This window comes from Algoriphagus taiwanensis (genome assembly GCF_036245645.1).
GTDB lineage: Bacteria > Bacteroidota > Bacteroidia > Cytophagales > Cyclobacteriaceae > Algoriphagus > Algoriphagus taiwanensis.
This window is the reverse complement of the sequence record NZ_BTPE01000003.1, coordinates 370,927-392,568: the sequence shown is the minus strand read 5'-3', so window position 1 is coordinate 392,568 and position 21,642 is coordinate 370,927. Positions and strand designations below refer to the sequence as shown.

Below are 21,642 nucleotides of genomic sequence, written 5' to 3'. Positions count from 1 at the left end.
AGAACCTTACTTTTTTCTTTTTAAGCTGGATGCCTTCACTTTTAAGACGAAAGAAAAAATATCAACCATAACTTATGTTACCAAATTTGATCACCAAGTCCATCACTTTGGAAGATGGCAGAGAAATTATCATTGAAACCGGCGCATTGGCCAAGCAGGCGGACGGTTCTGTAGTAGTGAGGATGGGAAAAGCAATGCTTTTGGCCACAGTAGTTTCAAAAACCGAGGCAGGTGAAGGTGTAGACTTTTTGCCTTTGTCTGTTGACTATCAAGAAAAATTTGCCGCCTCAGGAAAGATTCCCGGTGGTTTTCTAAAAAGAGAAGGAAGACTTTCTGATTATGAAATTTTGATCAGCCGTCTGGTAGACCGAGCGATTCGTCCTATTTTTCCGGATGATTACCATGCTGATACTCAGGTGGCTATCACTTTGATGTCCTATGACGAAACCGTACTTCCTGATGCATTAGCCGGATTGGCTGCTTCTGCTGCACTTGCCGTTTCAGATATTCCTTTTAACGGTCCTATCTCTGAGGTGAGAGTTGCCAAAATAGACGGGAAGCTAGTTATCAACCCAAGTCCTGCTGATTTGGAGAAGGCTTCTCTTGAATTTATTGTTGCGGGCTCTTTGGATTATATCCTTATGGTAGAAGGGGAGGCCAATGAAATCTCCGAAGATGAAATGGTTGAAGCTCTTCAGTATGCTCATGAAGAAATCAAGCGTCATTGCCAGGCTCAAATCGAATTGACCAAGCTGGTAGGCAAGGAGAAAAAGCGCGAATACAATCATGAAAAATCAGATTCTGCCCTTTATGACAAAATGAAGGCAGAATTGTATGATAAATTATATGCTGCAGTAAGCAAGCAAATCGCCAATAAATCCGAGCGTTCGGAATTGGTGAAAGCGATTAAAGAAGAATTTGTCCAAAACTTAGGCGAGGAGCATGAGTATGAGGCAAGCCTAATCGGTCCTTATTTCCATAAGATTCACAAAGAAGCTGCAAGAAATCTGACGCTTAATGAGAAAAAGCGTCTGGATGGAAGAAAGCTGGATGAAATCAGACCTATTTGGTCTGTGGTAGACTATCTTCCTTCAGCTCATGGATCTGCAGTATTTACCAGAGGTGAAACCCAATCCATCACTACCTGTACCTTGGGTACCAAGATGGATGAGCAGATGATTGACGGTGCTGTTATTTCTGGCTACAATAAGTTTTTCTTGCACTACAACTTTCCAGGATTCTCTACTGGAGAGGTGAAGCCAAACAGAGGTCCAGGTAGAAGAGAAGTGGGACATGGCAATTTGGCGATGAGAGCTCTCAAGAAAGTTTTGCCTGCTGAAATTGACAATCCTTACACCATCCGGGTAGTATCTGATATTTTGGAATCCAACGGTTCCTCTTCCATGGCAACAGTTTGTGCTGGCTCTTTAGCATTGATGGATGCGGGTGTTCAAATCAAAGCTCCTGTAACCGGAATTGCCATGGGTATGATTTCTGATTCCAAAACCGGCAAGTATTCCATTCTTTCTGACATTTTGGGAGATGAAGATCACTTAGGTGACATGGACTTCAAAGTGACAGGTACCGAACAAGGAATCACTGCCTGCCAAATGGACTTGAAAGTGGAAGGTTTGGACTATTCAGTTCTTAAAGAAGCTTTGTACCAAGCCAAGGAAGGCCGACTTCATATTTTGAAGGAAATCAGCAAAACTCTCGCGGCACCTAAGCCTGATCTGAAGCCGCATACGCCAAGGTCCTTCATGATGTGGATTCCAAAGGAACTCATTGGTGCAGTGATCGGACCAGGCGGAAAAGTCATTCAAGAGATTCAAAAAGATACCGCTACCACTATTGTGATTGAAGAAATTGACAATCAGGGTAAAATCAATATCTTCTCTGCCAATCAAGCCAATATGGATGCTGCTATCCGTCGTGTAAAAGCGATCGTAGCTCAGCCTGAAATCGGTGAGACTTACACCGGAAAGGTTAAGAATATTCAGCCTTTCGGAGCATTTGTGGAATTTATGCCAGGTAAAGATGGTTTACTTCATATATCCGAGATCAAGTGGGAGAGATTGGAAAGCATGGACGGTGTTCTTGAACCAGGAGAGGAGATCATGGTCAAATTGATCGATGTTGACAAAAAAACCGGTAAATTCAAGCTTTCCCGAAAGGCTCTTCTTCCAAAACCAGAAAAGCCTGCCGTTAAGGAATAATACCATCGAGGGTAAATCGGAAAAACTATAAACATTAAATTCTCAAACATAACGACTGAATGAGGCAGCTAAAAATTAGCAAACAGATTACCAACAGAGAGTCCCAATCCTTGGATAAGTATCTTCAGGAGATTGGTAAAGTAGACCTGTTGACAGCTGATGAAGAGGTAGTTTTGGCCAAGCGAATCAAAGAAGGCGATCAATTGGCCCTTGAAAAGCTGACCAAAGCCAATTTGCGATTTGTGGTGTCTGTGGCTAAGCAATACCAAAATCAAGGTCTTTCTTTGGGTGATTTGATCAACGAAGGAAACTTAGGTTTGATCAAAGCCGCACAGCGATTTGACGAAACGAGAGGTTTTAAATTCATCTCTTACGCTGTATGGTGGATCAGACAGTCCATTCTTCAAGCTTTGGCAGAACAGTCCCGTATCGTTCGACTTCCACTAAACAGAGTGGGATCTTTGAATAAGATATCCAAGACTTTCAGCGAGTTGGAGCAGAAGTTTGAGCGTGAGCCTTCTCCAGAAGAATTGGCCGAAGTTTTGGAAGTGACCGCTTCTGAAGTCGTTGATACCATGAAGATTTCAGGTCGACATGTCTCTATGGATGCTCCATTTGTACAAGGGGAAGAAAACAGCCTCTTGGACGTATTGGAAAATGATGGAGATGAGAAGCCTGATGATGGCCTGATGACAGACTCTCTTCGTAAAGAAGTGCAGCGTGCTCTTTCTACACTCACCCAAAGAGAAGCAGATGTCATCACCCTTTATTTTGGTCTGAATGGAGAACACGCAATGACTCTTGAAGAAATCGGAGAGAAGTTTAACCTCACCCGAGAGCGTGTAAGACAAATTAAAGAAAAAGCCATCCGAAGATTAAGGCACACCTCAAGAAGCAAAACCTTGAAGCCCTACTTGGGATAATAAATTGAAAAGGGGTTGTAAAGCCCCTTTTTTATTACCTATTCGGGAAAGATTTACCTGAAGTTTGGTGACCAAACTTACCTTAAGGAATTTTAACCTTCCTGATTTTTGTTTCAAATTCCCAATTGACAAAATTTGAACCGTTTTAACAGCAGCGATTGATGAATCCAGAAGTTGAAAAAGTAAAAGTATTGATTATCGGCTCGGGTCCTGCCGGATATACAGCAGCTATCTATGCTGCAAGGGCTGGAATGAATCCTGTCCTCTACACCGGGGGACAGCCAGGTGGTCAGCTGACCATCACTACTGATGTGGAAAATTATCCCGGCTATCCCGATGGAATCATGGGGCCGGAAATGATGGAAGATTTCAGGAAACAAGCTGAAAGGTTTGGCACCCAAGTAAGGTATGGCTTGGTGACGGCGGTGGATTTTTCAAAAAGACCGCATTTAGTCACTGTAGATGATCAAGTTCAGATCAGCGCAGAAACAGTCATCATCTCCACAGGTGCATCTGCAAAGTGGCTTGGATTGGAAAGTGAAACTCGCCTTAACGGAAAAGGGGTTTCGGCCTGTGCTGTCTGTGATGGATTTTTCTTCCGTGGTCAAGAAGTGGCGATCATTGGGGCAGGGGATACTGCTTGCGAAGAAGCCTCCTATTTGGCAAATATCTGCTCCAAAGTTTACATGATCGTAAGAAGGGACGAAATGCGCGCTTCTCAAATCATGCAAAAGCGGGTTAAAAATAATCCCAAAATCGAAATTCTGTGGAATACTGAGACTGAGGAAATTCTGGGAACTGATGAGGTAACTGGGGTACGAGTAGTCAACAATTTGTCTGGAGAAAAAAGAGAAATCGCAATTTCTGGCTTCTTTGTTGCTATTGGTCACCAGCCAAACACTTCCATCTTCCGAGATTTCATTCACATGGATTCTTCCGGCTATATCAAAACTATACCGGGAACCACCCGTACCAATGTGGAAGGAGTTTTCGCTTGCGGAGATGCACAGGATAATGTATACCGTCAGGCCGTCACAGCGGCTGGCACAGGATGTATGGCAGCCTTGGATGCAGAGCGCTTCCTAGCCGAACAAGAATAATCCTTAATTTAATAAATGAGGAAAAAGTATTTACAGATAATTTTAGTCTTTTTCTTGAGCATTGGTTTCATTGAAGCCAATGCTCAAGTTTTTCCTAAGATTATCAAGAAAAACAGCCAGACTGGAGTACCTACTGAAAGGAGGAATATCGAACTTCGGCAGTTTGATCAGGAGGCTTATCTCCGTACCCTTTCCACTCAAACAGATTCCATCCTTTTCCAAAGCGAGGTGAATCTGGCCCGGATGCAGTCCATCATCAGTGAGGATCCACTGGGCTTTATTTGGGCACCAACCAATCAATTGATTCAAATTTCGGAACAAGTTCAAATCGACAGTATTTGGGTCACTGCCTTCGAACACTACTCTAATTGGGATAGCAAGAAGGTAGATATTTACAATCTTGATATTCGAAATTTTCAGGATAGTCTCTCACTAAGACTATATGATCCTCGATTCGGGATGAACTGGCAAATGCCAGTGGATTGGGATCCGATTGAAGTTAACTCCAGATTTGGACCCAGATGGGGACGGATGCATTACGGGACTGATTTGGATCTGAATACAGGAGATTTGGTTTTCTCAGGATTTGATGGGATTGTCCGGGTGCGCTCTTATGATCGCTACGGATATGGATACTTCTATGTAGTCCGACATAAAAATGGTCTTGAAACTGTCTATGGCCACCTTTCCAAGCAAATCGCTCAAGTAGGAGATGAAGTCAAAGCTGGAGATTTGCTGGGAAGAGGAGGGAGTACCGGTCGTAGTACCGGCGCCCACTTGCATTATGAGTTGAGATACAAAGGGCTTCCGTTTGATCCTGAACTGGTTTATGATTTTGAGAAAAAAGAACTAACCAAACAGGATTTATTGATTTCAAAAGAGCTTTTTGGTCATGTGGCCAAAGCAAGAGAAGCAGCTTACCATCGAGTCAAAAGAGGGGATACTTTAGGAAGTATTGCTAGAAGATACGGAGTTCCTATCAATCAAATCACCCGCCTGAATGGAATTTCCACTCGTACCATTCTGAGAATCGGCCAAAACTTAAGGGTTAAATAAAAGTAGTACATGAAACTTGATATTTTAGTCATTGCAGCACATCCAGACGATGCTGAATTGGGTTGTTCAGGGACCATTGCCGCACACATTGCCAAAGGCTACAAAGTGGGTATCGTAGATCTCACACAAGGAGAAATGGGAACCCGAGGAACACCTGAAATCAGACTCCAGGAATCTGCAGAAGCTGCAAAAGTTCTAGGGCTTGCTGCTAGGGAAAATATGGGCTTCAAAGATATTTTTTTCAAAGATGACGAAGTTCACCAACTGGAATTGATCAAGGTCATTAGAAAGTATCAGCCAGAAATTGTTTTGGCTAATGCGATTACTGATCGGCACCCGGATCACGGAAAAGGTTCTTCTCTTGCCTCCAATGCCTGCTTTATGAGTGGTTTGAGAAGAATAGTTACCCAACTTGATGGGAAAGATCAAGATCCATGGAGACCCAAGTTTGTCTACCACTACATTCAAAACAACTACATCAACCCGGATTTTATTGTTGACATCACTGATTACTGGGACACCAAAGTGGCCAGTATCATGGCATTTAAATCCCAGTTTTTTGATCCTGAGAGTAAAGAACCCGCTAGCTTTATTTCATCCCCGGAATTTCTGCCATTTATTGAATCGAGGTCAAGGGAGATGGGGCACCGGATTCATACCAAATACGGAGAAGGTTTTACCATTGAGCGATTTATTGGTGTCAAGGATTTGTTTGATCTAAAATAACTTCCTCAGGGAGCAAGACGGAATATTGTCCATTTGCCTTCACCATTTTTCTCATAGCCGATTCGATCATGAAGTCGGCTAGATCTTCCTTGCCAGAATTCAAACTGCTTGGGTTTCAATCTATATCCTCCCCAATGAGGTGGGCGGGTAATTGGCTCTCTGGAAAATCGGTCTTCCAATTGTTTGTTTCTTTCTGCAAGTACTTCCCGATTTTCAATTCTCTGACTTTGGGGAGAAGTCCAAGCACCGATTTGGGATCCTACGGGCCGGGAAAAAAAGTACTCGTCAGATTCTGCTTCTGATATTTTCTCCAAATCCCCCACAATTCTTACCTGTCGCTCCAACTCTGCCCAGAAGAAAGTTAAGGAGGCTTTTGGCATGGCCTCGATCTCTTTTCCTTTTGCACTGGAATAATTGGTGAAAAAGACAAACCCTTCATCCACTCCCTTCAAGAGCACTATTCTTCCTGAAGGATAGCCGTCCAGTCCAAGAGTAGAAAGACACATGGCGTTGACTTCCAAAGCTTCTGAATCCACAGCCTCATCAAACCAAAGAGAAAATTGCCGAAACGGATCTGTGCTTACATCGCTGATATCCAGAGATTTGAGGGTGTAGTCTTTTCTGATGTCTGAAAGTTTCATAGGACTTATCGAATTGGAATATTTTTCAGGTTAAAAGTACGTCTGCCATTGGATTATTAAAATTATGATCTATATTTTTCACTCAAAGTGATTCAAGTCTCATGTCCGAAAATCAAAAAAACGATCCGATTGCTGGGAATCTGTTGATTTCAGAGCCTTTTCTTCAGGATGAAAACTTCATCCGGTCGGTAGTTTTGCTTTGTGATCACAATGAGGAGGGAAGTTTTGGTCTGGTATTGAACAAGCCTTCTATTCTGCATTTGGGAGATTTGGTTGAGGAATTGGCTTTTTTGGACAATGAGGTATTTGTAGGCGGGCCAGTCGAGCAGAATACTCTCCATTTCATCTATTTTGGGGAAAAGGCTTTGGAAGGAAGTATCCCTATCGGAAACGGAATATGGTGGGGAGGGGATTTTGAATCTCTGGTTGAAAATCTAAAACTTGGAAGATTTGAGCCTCAGGATATCATGTTTTTTATCGGCTACTCTGGCTGGGGAGCCGGCCAGTTAACTGAGGAACTCGAAGCCAATACATGGATTGTTTATCGAGATCAAATATCTCCGGAAACACTTCAAAATACCCCGGAAGAGTTATGGAAGGGACTTTTAAAAAACATGGGAGGGGAGTTTAAGGTTATTGCAAATTATCCCGTGGACCCAAGATTAAATTAGGCAAAATCCCTACTTTTGCCCATATTGCCTTGAAATTATAGTGAGTTTATGACTGATAGAAGTAACGATTTGTCCGATAAGGACAAGGTGACCAAAGCTTCAGCTGAGGAAGCGACTGGTAAAGAAAAGCTAAGTGAAAATTTACAAGAATCAGAGAGTTCTGAATCTTCAGAACCTGCTCAAAGTGAAGCAGATCAAATAGAAGTTGAATCTGCTTCCGAAGTGGTAGATTCTTCTGATTCCGTGGTCGTAGAAGCTGAAGCGGCAATTAATACTCCGGAAGAGAAGCCAGAAGAAATCAAATCTACTGTTGCGGAAATCGTTGAGGAGGTAGAGGTAAATGCAGAAATTTCTGAAGAAAGTGAAGCTCCTGTTGTTGCAGAAGTTTCCTCCTCAGAAGCTGCAAGCAACGATTCCGAAGACTCTGAAAATGATGAGGAAGAAGATCATGAAGAGCATTTGGATTTGTCATCACTCACTAAAATCCAACTTTTAAAGCTACTCAAAGACAAGCTTCAGGGAGGAAATATCCTTAAGCTGGATAAGCTTGCGCATGAAATCAAGGACGCATTCGAAGAAATTGTCAACAAGGAAAAAGAAGAGGCATTAGCCAAATTCAAAGAAGAGGGTGGAGTAGAGGATGATTTTGAATATAGACAGCACGAAGAAGAGAGAGAATTTCATAAAGTCTTCAATGATTTCAGATATCAGCTTAATTCCCTCAGAAAGGAAACCGAGCGTCAGAAAGAAAAAAATCTTGAGACCAAAAATCAAATTCTCGATAGATTGAGAGAATTGGTTGATGGAGAAGAGACCACTCTTTCCATGAACGTGATCAAATCCATTCAGGAAGAATGGAAATCTATTGGTCCAGTGCCTGCTGCTCAAAATCGTAGTCTTTGGGCGAGCTATAATGCGCTCATGGATCGATTCTATGATAACAGAAGCATTTATTTTGAACTCAAAGAGCTAGACAGAAAGAAAAATCTGGAAAGCAAATTGGAACTCTGCGAAAAAGCAGAAGTCCTTTCTGAAGTCAAGGAATTAAAGGAGGCGATCAAGCAGCTGAATGAACTCCATGAGGAATTTAAGCATATCGGTCCTGTACCTAGAGAAGAGCAAGAGGCGCTATGGCAAAGATTCAAAGCTGCTTCAGATGCGATCTATGACAAGAGAAAAGTCTATTTTGAAGGACAGAAAGAAGAGTTCAAGGCCAATCAGACAGCCAAAGAACAACTCATTGCTCAATTGACTGAGTTTGCCTCATTTAGTGGAGAAAGAATCAAAGAGTGGAATTCCAAGACCAAAGAGATTTTGGATATCCAAAAAGCCTGGGAGAAAATCGGTCCTGTCCCAAGAGAGACTGGCCGAGAAATCAACAAGAACTTCTGGTCTTTATTCAAGCAGTTCTTCCATAACAAAAATGCTTTCTTTAAGCATTTGGATGAGGTCAGAGCCACCAATCAACAAAAGGCAGAGGAATTGATATCCAAGGCTGAAGACCTCAAGGATAATACAGATTGGCAGTCAACAGCAAATCAATTGATCCAACTGCAGCAAGAGTGGAAAAAATTGGGGCCTACTCCAGAGAAACATAGAGATTCCCTTTACAAGAGGTTTAAAAATGCTTGTGATACCTTCTTCGAAAACCGAAGAAACTCCAACAAACAAGCCAATTCAGAATTTGATAAGAATCTGAAGGAAAAGCTTGAGCTCATTCAAAAGATCAAAGCGGCAGCTTCGCAAGATTCCAAATCAGAGGAGGAGTTGACGCAATTTGTGGAAGCCTTCAATGAAATCGGTTTTGTGCCAAGAAAGAATATCAAAGAGGTTCAAAATCAATTCAAAGAAGCCATTGATTTCTATTTGGATCAGTTGGATTCCACAGAGGAGGGAAGAGAAGACTTCCTTTTCCGATTGAATCTGAACAGAATCCAAAGTGATCCTAATGCCATCAAAACGCTCAACAAAAAAGAGCATGGCATACGAAAGCAAATTGCAGATTTGGAAAACAACATTTCTCTTTGGAAAAACAACCTCGAGTTTTTCGCTTCTTCCAAAACAGCTGATAAGTTGAAGGATCAGTTTGACGGAAAAATCCAAAAAGCAGAAGAAGAGATTGAAAAGCTGAAAAAGAAGCTTTCCATCTTACGGGAATTCTAAATTTTTCCCGCTCAAAATCTGAGAGATAGCGGTTTTTATGAAATTTATCAGGTTTTGGGTTTGCAGTAAAGTGGAGTAAGTCTATATTTGCAGCACCATTAAGGAACGCCTCTTTAGCTCAGCTGGTAGAGCAACTGACTTGTAATCAGTAGGTCGCTGGTTCGATCCCGGCAAGGGGCTCTTAATTATTATGCACTTAGATGAAAGATCTAAGTGCCTTTTTTGTTTGCTCACAAATTGTTCACACAAGGTACTTAGCTCCAAGCCCGCCTGCGTCGGGCAGGCCTGCCTGATTCAGGCAGATAAGGACTATTGAACCATCCCACGCGCTAGTTCAAGTTTTCAAACTTGGACTTTCCCTTCTTGCAGTCTTTTGACTGCCTTGTTTCATTAGAAAGAGGGTATTTGATCGGTCCAAGCCCGCCTGAGTCGGGCAGGTCAGGAGACTTGAACCAGTCGGTCTGGGTAGGTCCAAGTCAGGAGACTTGAACTAGTAAGGAGACTTGAACCATAGGATAGGCCCGCCTGAGTCGGGCAGGCCGTCTGTTTCTGGAAGGTCAGGAGACTTGAACCAGTCGGTCAGGGTAGGTCCAAGTCAGGAGACTTGACCCAGTCGGTCAGGGTAGGTCCAAGTCAGAAGACTTGAACCAGTCAGGAGACTTGAACCATGGGATCTTCAATTTTTCAATAAAATCAGGAGACTTGAACCGAGAGAGCAGGTCAGGAGACTTGAACCAGTAAGGGTCGGGCAGGCCGTCTGTTTCTGGAAGGTTAGGAGACTTGAACCAGTCGGTCAGGGTAGATCCAAGTCACGAGACTTGATCCAAAAGGTATACCCAAGAATATTTCAATCCCCTGTTAAAATGCCTAATTTTATTTTCTTAATCTTTTTGTAAGTCCAAATATTCTTTAAATTCCAAAGCAAAATTTAACCCTTTACATCAATGAAAAAATTATCCTCCTTATTGCTAGTTCTAATTGTGGCCATGGGTTCCTTAGTCACGCTTTCCAGCTTTACAGCCTCTCCTGAATACTTTGAAGGAAAGTGGGCCGTGACTGTTTATGATACTCCTCAGGGCACAGCAACTATCCCTATGCGTTTTGAGACTAAAGACGGCAAAACCATGGGGTACTTTGTAGAAGATCCTTCTGGTACTGAAAAGGAAATGTCATCAGTGACCATCACTGATGATGTGCTGACGGCTTATTTCAATATCACAGGCTACGACGTGTATATCAGTTTGAAAAAAGTTGACGAAGAAAGTGCTTCCGGTTCGCTGATGGATATGTTTGTGACAGAAGCGAAAAAGGTGAAGTAAGTTGGATGTAGGATGTCCGATGTCAGATGTCCAAAGACTGAAACTATTTCTTTTTTCTCTCCGAAGTAAAAATCTAAAACTAGAGGCTGTCTAAAATGTAAAGTTTGTCACATTGAGCGAAGTCGAAATGTCGTTTAGAGAGTTGGAAAAGGCCTTCGACTCCGCTCAGGCTGACAACGAAACGATTCATAAGACAGCCTCTTTTTTAATTTACTTTTTGCTGAGAGTCCACTCTGGCAGATATTTGATTTTTCCGCCTTCCATCGCCGACTCATGGGCCAAAATACCCACACAGGTGATATTGGCGGATTGTCTGGCATCAGGATAGGGAGCTCTGCCTTCAGACAAAGCGGTGAGGAATTCATGAACCAAATGCGGGTGAGAGCCTCCATGACCGGAACCTTGGGTAAAGGACAAATGCTGGTTTTCATCCGAATCATAAACTCCTTGAGTTGTAAATTTCTGAATGCCATCAGGAAGCAAGTGTGCATAGTCAGGTATTTTCACCTTCTCAGGGACTTCACCGGTATGAATTACGGAATCTTCATGCTCGATCAGTGTCCACTCGAAGGATTTTTTTGAACCATACACGTCAAAGCTTTCCCGGTATTGTCTGGCTGTATTGAAAAGGGAGCGAGTTACCTCAGCTGCCAAATCGGAATCTTTCAGCTTGATATGGCACGTTTCAATAGCGAAAGGAGAGCCATATTTTGGGATTAAGTTTTCATCGATTCTCCCTGAACCCAGACAAGACACATATTCAGCTTGTCCTTTAGGTAAAGCCAATACAGGGCCTACGCAGTGAGTGGCGTAATGCATAGGAGGGAGGCCCTCCCAATAGCCTGGCCAACCAGCCATTTCCTGCTGATGTGAGGCTCTGAGAAACTGAATTTTACCCAATTCACCCTTCTCATACATTTCCTTCACAAACAGATATTCCCGGCTGTAAATCACCGTCTCCATCATCATGTAAGTCAGCCCCGTCTCCTCACAGAGTTCGACGATCTGACGGCATTCCTCTACTGTTGTTGCCATGGGAACAGTACAGGCGACATGTTTTCCAGCTTTCAGTGCTTTGATGGATTGTTCCGCGTGATTTTGAATGGGAGTATTAATATGGACTGCATCAATATTGGGATCTTTAAGCAGCTCGTCATAGTCTGTGTAGACTTTCTCTATTCCAAAAGCTTTCCCGATTTCCTCGGCTTTCTCCTTATTTCTTTGGCAAACTGCATACATATTTGCCAAGGGGTGCTTTTGATAGATAGGAATAAACTCAGCACCAAATCCAAGGCCGATGATGGCGATATTGATTGGTTTTTGGCTCATAGTTGTGTTGTTTTTTTGGGTTTAAATGATGGAAATGTTTTCAGATGAACGATGTCCGGCGTGGGTTGCAAGATGTCCGGTGTTGTTTAATGTTGTCTTGATACTTGCATCTTGATACTATTGTCTAATCAGCTGCCCATTTTTTGAGAAATTCAAGACCCTCTTTGGCAAAGTCATCCTGAGAGGGTACCAGGGGCTTCCAAATGCAGACTGCTCCTGCCAATTCCTTGACATTGGGAGTAAAGCTTTCGATAGAAATGGCACCTCGATAATCGATCTTTTCCAGCCCTCGCTTCCAAGCCGCCCAATTGGTTTGACCTGTTCCAGGAGTGCCTCGGTAGTTTTCAGATACTTGAACGTGAATCAATTTATCCCCAACGGCTGCAATTGCATCCTCAATACTAGGCTCTTCAATACTTAAATGAAAACCATCTAAAAGCGCCTTGGCCTGAGGTTCGTTGATATCTGAAATCAACTGTTTGAGCTCAGCGGCAGTATTAATTAGGTCCGTTTCGAAGCGATTCAAGGTTTCTAAGGCAATGTCCAAACCGAATTCACCAGCACGTTTACAGACTTTTTGGAGATTGGTGACGGCACGATTCCATTCCACTTTTCTTTGTTCAGGAGAGATCAGACGAGCTTTTCCCACCGCTGAATACATAGGTCCGGCAACAAATCCTGCTCCCAATTCAGATGCGATTTCAAAGCAAGCATCCAAGTATTCAAAACAGGTCTGATGGAAAGCGGGATCCTCGTGAGTCAAGTCCCGGGTAGGCCCGAAAGCCCCGCAGATGATAGGTTTGAGAGCGTGTTCTGCGAGTGCTTTCTTGACCCGGTCTATGTCAATTAATTGGGGATCTTCCACCGGTATTTCAACAGCATCGTATCCGTAAGATTTGATCTTCTCAAAAAGAGAAACTGTTTCGGAGTTGAATGGCGAAGTCCAAAGCCAGGTACTCACGCTGAAGGTTACGTCCAGTGCCATCCTTATTCCACAATCATGATTCCGTTCATAATTCTCCAGTGGCCCGGTACGGTACAGACAAACGGATATTCACCGGGCTCGGTAGGAGCTACAAAAACGAGGGATTCCCGTCCTTCCGGATCTACCAATCGAGTAGCGGCAATGACTTGTGGTATTTTGGGAACATAATTTTGCTCCGCACCTTTTGGATCACGGGCAAGGGCGTCGGCTGCCTCTCCGATGGCATCAAATGAGCCTTTCTGACCGATGACCAAATTATGTTGCATGAAGTCAGGGTTTTCGAAGTCGATGGTTACCTGGGAACCAGCTTTCACTTTGAAAGAAGCCTTATCGTACTTCATCTCATGTGGAATAACGGCCAGTTTGACAAGAGAGGTGCCATTGGCTGTACTTGTTGTAGCCGAACCTTCCATCATTTCGATATTGGCCCCCGGTTTTTTCAAGGCTAAGGTAGATTTGTTGCTTATTCTTCCAGAGAACATCCAGCCTCCCACATATTTTCCAACTTGATTTCTGGAATCATTTTGGCCTACACGAACTCTTTTTGGGGAAAGTTCTGCTGTGAATAGGCCTTTGGTTTTGGCCTTTCCGATTTCTTCACCGTTGATTTTCAAACTCATGCTTCCATCTTCCACCAAGGTTGCATCAATGATAAATTGCTCCTCAGGAAGTGGTTTTTTGGTACTGATGATTGTCAATTTTTCATCCTGCGCTACTGCAAAGTGAAGAGCATCCTCGAAGATGTACAAACTGTATCCATTTGTATTATTGCCAGAAGCCACCAAAATTCCATCCATTGGATTATTGCCTTTGGAAACGATCATTCTAATTTCAATCTCTTTTCCAGCTATGTCCGGTGGAAAGAGGATGGAGTTTCTTGAATCCAAAGGATATTGCTCGGCCACCAAGCTTCTACTGATTCGATCTGCCAAAGACATCTCTGAGTCTCCGGAAGCCTGAAGAGCTGCTGTATTATCCCGCTTAGCAAATTCGATAGGATGGGAGAGCACCGCTGCAAATACAGCTTGAGGCAAGAAAGGATCATTTCCGTTTTCGGATTTGTCAGCAGCCTGTAGCAATACCTTTGCTGCATCTTCTGAAAATGGCATTTCAGAAAGTGCCAAGAAAGCAAACTTACGGGTGTGCATATCCGGATCATCCAAAACGCCTGAACCCAGTATCGCTCGGAGACTTTCCTGGTTTGAAGGAAGGACTCGCAGGGCATTTTTTCGGACAGCGGCAGAAGGATGTCGGAGTGCTTTCTCTACCACCATACTTGCTTCCTTGTTGCTTCCATCCAGTTGTCCAAGTCCATGAAGTGCCCAAATGGCATTTACAGCAGAAGCATTCAAACCTATTTTGTCCACAGTTTGATCTGCAATGATTTTGTAAAGGTCTGAAAGGACATTGGTGTTTTGCTGCTCGACGATCAAGCGCTGAGCAGTCAATCTCCAGAACATGTTCTCACTTTTCAGAGCCTCAATCAGTTCGGAATTGCTTGCATCTTTCAGATCAAAGGTTTTGGAGTCCTCTCCGCCTTTGTAGCTTATTCGATAGATTCTTCCGTGCTGACTATCACGAAGTGGATTGATGTAGGCGTTTCCGGCTCCATTTTCAAAGCCTCTAGGAGTAGGGTTGTGTTGAATGATGAAATTGTACCAGTCAGCTACCCAAAGAGCACCATCCGGGCCCACTTCGGCGTGAACAGGGGAGAACCATTCGTCTGAACTGGCCAAAATATTGAATCCGTTTTTCTCTTTATATCCAGATCCATCCGATTCGATGACGGCATTGTGAAGTACTCGACCGGTGGGTTCAGCTACGAAAGCTATCCGATTCCAGAATTTCTCAGGAAAACTTCTGGCCGTATAGAAATTATGTCCTGCAGCTGCGGTATAGCCTCCATGCCAGTCCACCTGACGAAGAAAAGGAGTGAGGTGAGGCATATCGTAATGGCTATCGATGCCATGTACGGTATTGGCTGAACCTTGGAATACGGGACGCTTCACATATTTATTTTCCATTGAAAAATACACGCTGTGCTGCCCGTTTGCGGTGGAAATGAAGGTTTCGAAATCTTCGGTAAAAGCCAAGCCCCAAGTATTATTGGAGGTGTTTCCTAAGTACTCCAGGTTTTCCCCACTTGGCTCAAAGCGGTAAACTCCTTGGCCAAAGGAATGCTCTTTTCCGCTTACTGTACCTCTAAATCCGGAATAGCCCAAGACTCCCCAAATTTTATTATCAAAGCCATACTTCAGGTTAGAAGGACCGGCGTGGGTATCGCTTTTTCCCCAACCTGTCATGACGACTTCTCGGACATCCGCTACATCATCGCCATCCGTATCTTTCAGAAAGACAAAATCAGGAGCCATGGAGATCAAAATCCCGCCATTGACAGCCATGATTGAAGTAGGGATATTCAAATTATCTGCAAAAACAGTCACTTTATCTGCCTTTCCATCACCATCTGTGTCCTCCAGGATTTTGATTTTATCGTTTCCTCCTTCTGTTCTTACTTCGTTTGGATAATCCACCGTCTCAATGACGAAAAGCCGTCCTCTTTCATCCCAAGTCATGGACATGGGATTGATAATCATAGGTTCGGAAGCGAAGAGCGTCATCTCGAAGCCAACAGGTAGCTGCACGGTTTTCATGCTTTCCTCAGGAGAAAGAGGCAACTGATAGCGAGGGGCAGGATCTTTTCGTTCGTAGTTGGGAATTTCAGCATCACGGAATTCCGGCTGAGGGATTTCGTAAGCGGCTAAAAGAGCGTTCACCTCGTCACCCACAGCCCATAAGATTCCATTGGCTACCAGCTCTTGAAATTCCGGCTGCTTCCAAGTCTCTTCATTGTGTCCATAGGCAGTGTAGAAAACCCTTCCTTTTCCTTCTTCCAAAGTCCAGGTGTAAGGCTCGCGATGATCACCGTCTACTCGCTCCATCAGGACATGCATATCCGGATTGATTTGGGAATGGACATAGGTTTCATCCCAAGTTTCAAACTCTTCAATGCCTTTCATAATAGGATGTGCAGCGTCGACAATAGTAGCCGTGAAATTGCCATCTCCATGGGATTTAAATTGTCCGCCCACGGTTTTGACATACCAATCCGAATTGCGGAAGCACCAAGAAGCGCTATGGATAGGAATCAATGCTTTTCCACTTTGAACATAGGCTTTGAGCGCTTTTTCCTGATCTGCCGTGATTTCATCGTGATTGGCATAGATCATCAGGCCATCGTAATTGTATAACACCTCATCATTCAGATCCTTTGGATCAGAAGTGTAGGTAAGGTTAATGCCTTTTTGGAAAAGGGGAATTCCGAGATATTGCATCAATTTCTCAGAATTGTGATGCTCACTTTCGTGTCCCAGCACGAGAATTTCTACCCTTCTAGGTTCTGTCATGGAGAGAAAGCTCTCTTTTTTCCCACAGGAAAAAGCGAACAAAACCACGAACAGCAGGGCAGCAAAGGTCAGATTGGATGATTGTAATCGGGTCATACTTTGGGCTTACAGTTTTACAAGGTAATTATCCGAAATAAACGGAATGAATTCTCACTGTTTTAACTTGAATTCTGACTTAATTTTGTCAAATTGAGATCTCATTATTAAAAAAAATGAATTAAAACAGTGAAAAGTCCTGTAAAAAAGACACGAATTCCCGAGGGAAAAGCTTTTGTGATCCAAGAGTTGATCGCTCCTTTTTTTGATGTCAATTGGCATTTTCATTCTGAATATCAGCTTTTTGTGGTGCTGAAAGGAAAGGGGACCCGTTTTGTCGGTGATCATATGAAGGCCTTCAAAGAAGGGGATATGGTGCTTACGGGGCCCAATTTGCCTCACCTTTGGAAAAACGATAAGGACTATCACGATCCTGACAATGGTCTGGAAACACACGGAATTGTGATCTATTTCCCGGAAAACTTCCTGAACAATTCAGTTTTTCAACTGGAAGAAATGGAAGGTATAGCGCAAATGCTGAAAAAGTCAGAGCGGGGAATAGAGGTTTTAGGAGACACCAATCAAAAAATCACCCGAATGTTGCAGGAAATGCTTCAATTGAAGGGTGCGGCTTCCTTGATTCACTTTCTGAAAATTTTAAACCTGATGGTGGATTCTCCGGATTGCAGACTTATTGCCAATGCCGGATATATCAATACCAATAAGGAGTCAGAAAAGGACCGAATGGGGAAGGTATATGCCTATGTTATGCAACATTTTCAAGAAAAAGTCAGCTTGGAGGAAGCTGCGAGAATCAGCAATCTCTCTGTTTCCGCATTTAGCCGGTATTTCAAATCGAGAGTGAATAAGTCCTTTTCTGATTTTTTGACTGAGGTTCGAATTTCCCATGCATGCAAGCTGCTTCATGAGACAGATTTGAATATCAGTGAGATAGCTATGGAATGCGGCTTTTTTACCCTGTCCAATTTCAATCGGCTTTTTAGAGAAAGAATCAAAAAAACTCCTTTGGAGTACCGAAAGGAGTTTTTGAATTCGTTTGCTGCTGTTTCCTGATTTAGTCGTTTTTAATCTTCTCAAAAACTTCCTCCATATACTTAGAGCTGATTGGCACGTGGAATTTTCCGAGTTTAAGCTGATGCCTTTCGGCTTTTTGGATTTGCTTTTGATTGGCAAGAAAGGATCGATGCGTACGGATAAAGTGGGAGGGAAGGAGCTTTTCAGTTTCGGATAGGGTCATTCTGCTGATGATTTTCTCATTTTCCAGCTGAAAAATGACATAATTTCCCTGAGCTTCACAATAAAGCAAGTCTGTGAAATCAACTTTTGCCAAGCCCTCATTCGTCTTGACGAAAATAAACGCACTCTGCTGATTAGGCTTCAGTTCCAGCCATTCCTGAGCTTTTTGGCAGGCTTTGAGAAAGCGGCTAAGCGGAAATGGCTTGAGCAGATAGTCCGTAGCATCAAGTTCAAAGCCTTTGACCGCATAGTCAGAATAGGCGGTGGTAAAGATGACCATGGTTTCTTTGGGCAGCAGCGTGGCCAAGTCGATTCCGGAAATATCCGGCATATTGATATCGAGGAAAACCAGGTCTACCGGATTGTTTTTGGCATATTCCAAGCCGGCTACCGCATTGGTAAAGGTCTCCTGAAGGTCCAGAAAAGGGACTTTGGAAGCGTGGGATTTGATCACTTCCAAAGCAAAAGATTCGTCGTCAATGGCAATAGCCTGAATCATGAATGGGCAAATTGAACTGAAAGATGCACAAAGAAATCGGAATCATTTGAGATCAGGCTGAGCTGATGCTGACCGGGATAGAGCAATTCCAATCGTTTTTTCACATTGTCCAGTCCAATTCCTGATTCCTCCCTGGACTTCTCGCTTTGCGGCTTATCCGGGTGAATGCTATTGACCAAATCGAGGTGGACTGAGCCTGAAATGCATCTCAAATTAAGCCGGATCCAGGATTTCTCCTTGGAAGAAATGCCATGCTTGAAGGCATTTTCCACAAACGGAATGATCAACATGGGAGCAATTTCCCCCTGACAGCTCCCTTCATTGATCTGGATATCCAAGTCTAAGTTGCTTTGTGAACCAAATCGAAGCAGCTGCAGGTCCAGATAATTTCGCAGGTAGTCAATCTCTCGGGAAAGAGGAATTCTTGGCTGTTGGTTTTCGTGCAGCATAAAGCGCATCATGTCTCCCAACTTCTGTATGCCATCGGAAGTTTTTTCAGCATTTTCTATCAAAGCGCTGGCATAGAGAGTATTAAGTGCATTGAAAAGAAAGTGTGGATTGATCTGAGAGCGGAGAAAATCAAAGTTTGCATTGCCTTGGTCTACCTGAAAGGATAGATTGTGGATTTGGCCCACAAAGGAATCGTACTTTCTGAAGACGAGAGAAGTCAGCGGGAAAAAGATCAACTGGATGAAGGCCACCGTGCCTAGACCGCCGATAAAGAAAATCTCTTCTTGGTTTTCTTCTACAGAAATAATCAGGAAAATGAGCAGCAATACAGCCACTAATCCCCAATTGAACAATCGGGATTGCTTGATTTTGCCCTGTTTCTTTTTGCCATACACCAGAAAGAAATTGTAAAGGCTGGCAATCAGAATCACCGGAATGAAAACTCCGAAGAGGATAGCAGGACCTTGGCTGCTAATCGGCTCCACCTGGATTAAAAAAAACAGGGTAAAAAGATAGCCCAAGATCAGCCTGGAGATATTATAAAGTTGGAAATCCCGGATTTTTGGCGGTGTCAGGGCTTGGGAAAAAAGATGGGAGCCAATCAAATAGCAGGCATAGAGAACCAAAATTCCCAAGAAGAAGGCTGGAAAAGGAGTTTTAACCAATTCAGCCTGATAGCCGAACAAGGCGCAAATCCCAAAAGTGAACAGGCCAATTACGAAGATCCAAAGGATACTGGGCCACTTTTTGGATTGACTTTGAAGTTTGGGAATCAGCACCATGTGGATCAGATGAAAAGCACCGTAAAGTGCCGCCAAAATGATCAACCGGCTGGCAAATTTGAAAATGGCAAAGTCTGAATCGTTGTAAAACTGGGGTCGATACCCAAACAGGATAAATAGAAATGCGATCAGGGTGGCGCTGGTAACGATCCACCATTCGATTTGACGGAAATCTAGTGCTTTGGATTTCATGGGTGAGTTTAGGATATTTTTTGGAGTGGTTTTCAAAATCTGGATAGAATCTCTGCTTTCGATCAGGAAAAGATCAAAACCAGATTGTAAATCAATGCTGCAATAATTAATAGGATAAATGTTTTTCTCGTGTCCATCGGTGAAGCGGGATCGAAGAGTTGATGGGACAAGATTAGAATCCCGGACCAGAGCAATCAAAAAAATGGGACGAAATGGGGTTTTGCTGGGATGGAAAGGAAGTTAGAGCAAGGGAAACGGTAATTAGGAATCCGAAATCCTTCGATCTATTAGAATATTTGGCTTTTTGATTAAAAAGGATATTCCATCAAGTCAATGCCCCAAAGCCAAGGCAAGATAAAATACACCATGGCTGTAATGATCAAAATGGAGAGGATATTCAGCCAAAGTCCGGCCTTAACCATGTCTTTCATCTGAAGGTACCCAGAACCGAACACCACTGCGTTGGGAGGAGTAGCCACCGGAAGCATAAAAGCACAACTAGCCGCCAAGGTAGCGCCTACCATCAAGCCGAAAGGATGCAAATCAAGCTTGATGGCTACAGAGGCCAATATGGGGAGAAGCATGGAGGCAGTAGCCACATTGGAAGTCACTTCAGTGAGGAAGTTGACCGAGGCGATGATCACTAATAAAAGGAGGAAATAGCTTACTCCTTCCAAAAGCGTGAATTTCTGCCCGATCCACTCGGCAAGTCCAGTACTTTGGAAACCTTCTGCCAAAGCCAATCCTCCTCCAAACAAAATCAAAACACCCCATGGAATTCTTTCTGCCGTTTTCCAGTCCAAAATCCGCTTTCCCGGAGTAGAAGAGGGGAGTAAAAGAAGTAAAACCACCCCTGTGAGAACAATAATGGTATCATCCAAGCCAGGAATAATCGGAGCCAATAAAAAGCTTCTTGTGATCCAAGCAAAACAAACTAAACCAAAGACAATCAGTACAGTTTTCTCTTCAAAACTGATCTTTCCCAAGGATTTTAACTGACTGGAAATTAAAGATTTACCTCCGCTCAATTCAAATGTTTTTGGAAGGTGATTTCCAAAACTTACCAAGTAATACCAACAGATAAAGAGCAGGACCAAGGCAAAGGGAAAACCAAACAACATCCACTCGTTGAATGGAATTTCGTAATTGTAGAGCTCTTTTACGACGGCATGAAGAATTGCATTGGTTGGGGTTCCAATCAAGGTAGCCATTCCTCCGATAGAAGCTGAATAGGCAATTCCCAGCATGATGTTTTTCCCTAGTTTATCGGAAATTGAATCATTATTTTCTCCCAATTGAGCTTTGAATTGGGATACTACAGCCAAACCGATGGGTAGCATCATCAACGATGTAGCTGAATTGGAAATCCACATGGACAGGAATCCAGTTGCCAAAATGAATCCCAAAACAGTGGTGCGAAGGTTAGTTCCTAATAAATTTATTATGTTAAGTGCGATACGTCGATGCAAGTTCCATCTTTCGATTCCTGTAGCCAAAAGAAAACCTCCCATATATAATAGGACTGTGGGATGCATGTAATTGGCAGAAACGTCACCGATTTTTAGCAATCCCAAAGTGGGCATGAAAATCAAAGGCAATAAAGCGGTGCCTGCAATAGGCAAGGCTTCAGAGATCCACCAAATCGCCATCCAAGCAGTCAGTGCCAGCATGGCCTTGGCTTCAGGATTCAATCCCGGTGCCTGTACGGTAAATAAGATAATCAGGAAGGCTATAGGTCCAAGGAAAAGACCGATTCTTGAAAACCAATTAGTCATGGGGGTGAGGAATCTTCACTAATGATGGATGATAGGCCCAAGATAAGAAAGTATTGTTTCTTCCTGTTTAAAATTTCTATTTAACATAAGATAAATTATAAAACAATTAATTAAG

At 43.2% G+C, this 21,642-nt stretch carries 16 protein-coding genes and 1 tRNA gene; 10 read left to right on the top strand and 7 right to left on the bottom strand.

Translation table 11 applies throughout. The features are described from left to right. Window positions 1–74: 74 nt before the first annotated feature. The 5 genes from pnp (at window position 75) to bshB1 (ending at window position 6,021) form a co-directional block, all read left to right on the top strand. Window positions 75–2,216 (top strand): polyribonucleotide nucleotidyltransferase, encoded by a 2,142-nt coding sequence (pnp, locus tag AAA938_RS06010; protein ID WP_338227736.1) that lies wholly within the window; start codon window positions 75–77, stop codon window positions 2,214–2,216. A gap of 59 nt (window positions 2,217–2,275) precedes the next feature. After that, the gene (locus tag AAA938_RS06005) at window positions 2,276–3,139 is read left to right on the top strand and encodes a sigma-70 family RNA polymerase sigma factor (RefSeq protein WP_338218629.1); all 864 of its coding nucleotides are present in this window, start codon (window positions 2,276–2,278) and stop codon (window positions 3,137–3,139) included. A 161-nt stretch (window positions 3,140–3,300) separates the two neighbouring features. Next, window positions 3,301–4,239, top strand: coding sequence for a thioredoxin-disulfide reductase (gene trxB, locus AAA938_RS06000; protein WP_338227735.1), 939 nt, complete (start codon window positions 3,301–3,303; stop codon window positions 4,237–4,239). 54 nt (window positions 4,240–4,293) lie between these two features. After that, entirely contained in the window at window positions 4,294–5,295 is a 1,002-nt protein-coding gene (locus tag AAA938_RS05995) for a peptidoglycan DD-metalloendopeptidase family protein (protein WP_338227734.1), read from the top strand. A gap of 9 nt (window positions 5,296–5,304) precedes the next feature. Next, on the top strand, window positions 5,305–6,021 hold the full coding sequence (gene bshB1 / locus AAA938_RS05990; RefSeq protein WP_338227733.1) for a bacillithiol biosynthesis deacetylase BshB1: 717 nt from the start codon (window positions 5,305–5,307) through the stop codon (window positions 6,019–6,021). 5 nt (window positions 6,022–6,026) lie between these two features. Here bshB1 and pdxH read toward each other — a convergent pair whose 3' ends face one another. Next, window positions 6,027–6,662: a pyridoxamine 5'-phosphate oxidase gene (pdxH, locus tag AAA938_RS05985; protein ID WP_338227732.1), complete on the bottom strand. Its 636-nt coding sequence runs from the start codon at window positions 6,660–6,662 to the stop codon at window positions 6,027–6,029. A gap of 101 nt (window positions 6,663–6,763) precedes the next feature. On the opposite strand from pdxH, the gene AAA938_RS05980 reads away from it, so the two are divergent. From AAA938_RS05980 to AAA938_RS05965, 4 genes are all read left to right on the top strand, one after another. Continuing rightward, entirely contained in the window at window positions 6,764–7,333 is a 570-nt protein-coding gene (locus AAA938_RS05980; protein ID WP_338227731.1) for a YqgE/AlgH family protein, read from the top strand. A 48-nt stretch (window positions 7,334–7,381) separates the two neighbouring features. Next, on the top strand, window positions 7,382–9,496 hold the full coding sequence (locus AAA938_RS05975) for a DUF349 domain-containing protein (RefSeq protein WP_338227730.1): 2,115 nt from the start codon (window positions 7,382–7,384) through the stop codon (window positions 9,494–9,496). A 107-nt stretch (window positions 9,497–9,603) separates the two neighbouring features. Then, window positions 9,604–9,676: transfer RNA gene (locus tag AAA938_RS05970), tRNA-Thr, on the top strand. A gap of 764 nt (window positions 9,677–10,440) precedes the next feature. Next, entirely contained in the window at window positions 10,441–10,815 is a 375-nt protein-coding gene (locus tag AAA938_RS05965; RefSeq protein ID WP_338227729.1) for a hypothetical protein, read from the top strand. A 210-nt stretch (window positions 10,816–11,025) separates the two neighbouring features. On the opposite strand, the gene AAA938_RS05960 is transcribed toward AAA938_RS05965, so the two are convergent. From AAA938_RS05960 to AAA938_RS05950, 3 genes are all read right to left on the bottom strand, one after another. Further along, complete coding sequence (locus AAA938_RS05960; protein ID WP_338227728.1) at window positions 11,026–12,144, bottom strand: Gfo/Idh/MocA family protein; 1,119 nt, start codon at window positions 12,142–12,144, stop codon at window positions 11,026–11,028. 124 nt (window positions 12,145–12,268) lie between these two features. After that, window positions 12,269–13,129 carry a sugar phosphate isomerase/epimerase family protein gene (locus AAA938_RS05955; protein WP_338227727.1) on the bottom strand — a complete coding sequence of 287 codons (861 nt, stop codon included), beginning with the start codon at window positions 13,127–13,129 and terminating at the stop codon, window positions 12,269–12,271. A gap of 2 nt (window positions 13,130–13,131) precedes the next feature. Beyond that, a complete protein-coding gene (locus tag AAA938_RS05950) occupies window positions 13,132–16,632 on the bottom strand; it encodes a PVC-type heme-binding CxxCH protein (RefSeq protein WP_338227726.1) in 3,501 nt (1,166 codons plus the stop codon). Window positions 16,633–16,761: 129 nt separating this feature from the next. Here AAA938_RS05950 and AAA938_RS05945 point away from each other — a divergent pair, with 129 nt between their 5' ends. Then, on the top strand, window positions 16,762–17,646 hold the full coding sequence (locus AAA938_RS05945; protein WP_338227725.1) for an AraC family transcriptional regulator: 885 nt from the start codon (window positions 16,762–16,764) through the stop codon (window positions 17,644–17,646). 1 nt (window position 17,647) lies between these two features. Here AAA938_RS05945 and AAA938_RS05940 read toward each other — a convergent pair whose 3' ends face one another. From AAA938_RS05940 to AAA938_RS05930, 3 genes are all read right to left on the bottom strand, one after another. Next, complete coding sequence (locus tag AAA938_RS05940; RefSeq protein WP_338227724.1) at window positions 17,648–18,328, bottom strand: LytR/AlgR family response regulator transcription factor; 681 nt, start codon at window positions 18,326–18,328, stop codon at window positions 17,648–17,650. After that, window positions 18,325–19,752 (bottom strand): sensor histidine kinase, encoded by a 1,428-nt coding sequence (locus AAA938_RS05935; protein WP_338227723.1) that lies wholly within the window; start codon window positions 19,750–19,752, stop codon window positions 18,325–18,327. Before AAA938_RS05935 ends, AAA938_RS05940 begins: the two co-directional genes overlap by 4 nt. 308 nt (window positions 19,753–20,060) lie before the next feature. Then, window positions 20,061–21,527, bottom strand: a complete 1,467-nt coding sequence (locus AAA938_RS05930; RefSeq protein ID WP_338227722.1) for an SLC13 family permease — start codon at window positions 21,525–21,527, stop codon at window positions 20,061–20,063. Window positions 21,528–21,642: the final 115 nt, after the last annotated feature.

Coding starts and splice junctions, on each gene's coding strand:
- bshB1 (WP_338227733.1), top strand. CDS start 5,305: ATGAAACTTGATATTTTAGTCATTGCAGCACATCCAGACGATGCTGAA.
- AAA938_RS05930 (WP_338227722.1), bottom strand. CDS start 21,527: ATGACTAATTGGTTTTCAAGAATCGGTCTTTTCCTTGGACCTATAGCC.
- pdxH (WP_338227732.1), bottom strand. CDS start 6,662: ATGAAACTTTCAGACATCAGAAAAGACTACACCCTCAAATCTCTGGAT.
- AAA938_RS05940 (WP_338227724.1), bottom strand. CDS start 18,328: ATGATTCAGGCTATTGCCATTGACGACGAATCTTTTGCTTTGGAAGTG.
- AAA938_RS05975 (WP_338227730.1), top strand. CDS start 7,382: ATGACTGATAGAAGTAACGATTTGTCCGATAAGGACAAGGTGACCAAA.
- AAA938_RS06005 (WP_338218629.1), top strand. CDS start 2,276: ATGAGGCAGCTAAAAATTAGCAAACAGATTACCAACAGAGAGTCCCAA.
- trxB (WP_338227735.1), top strand. CDS start 3,301: ATGAATCCAGAAGTTGAAAAAGTAAAAGTATTGATTATCGGCTCGGGT.
- pnp (WP_338227736.1), top strand. CDS start 75: ATGTTACCAAATTTGATCACCAAGTCCATCACTTTGGAAGATGGCAGA.
- AAA938_RS05955 (WP_338227727.1), bottom strand. CDS start 13,129: ATGGCACTGGACGTAACCTTCAGCGTGAGTACCTGGCTTTGGACTTCG.
- AAA938_RS05960 (WP_338227728.1), bottom strand. CDS start 12,144: ATGAGCCAAAAACCAATCAATATCGCCATCATCGGCCTTGGATTTGGT.
- AAA938_RS05980 (WP_338227731.1), top strand. CDS start 6,764: ATGTCCGAAAATCAAAAAAACGATCCGATTGCTGGGAATCTGTTGATT.
- AAA938_RS05965 (WP_338227729.1), top strand. CDS start 10,441: ATGAAAAAATTATCCTCCTTATTGCTAGTTCTAATTGTGGCCATGGGT.
- AAA938_RS05950 (WP_338227726.1), bottom strand. CDS start 16,632: ATGACCCGATTACAATCATCCAATCTGACCTTTGCTGCCCTGCTGTTC.
- AAA938_RS05935 (WP_338227723.1), bottom strand. CDS start 19,752: ATGAAATCCAAAGCACTAGATTTCCGTCAAATCGAATGGTGGATCGTT.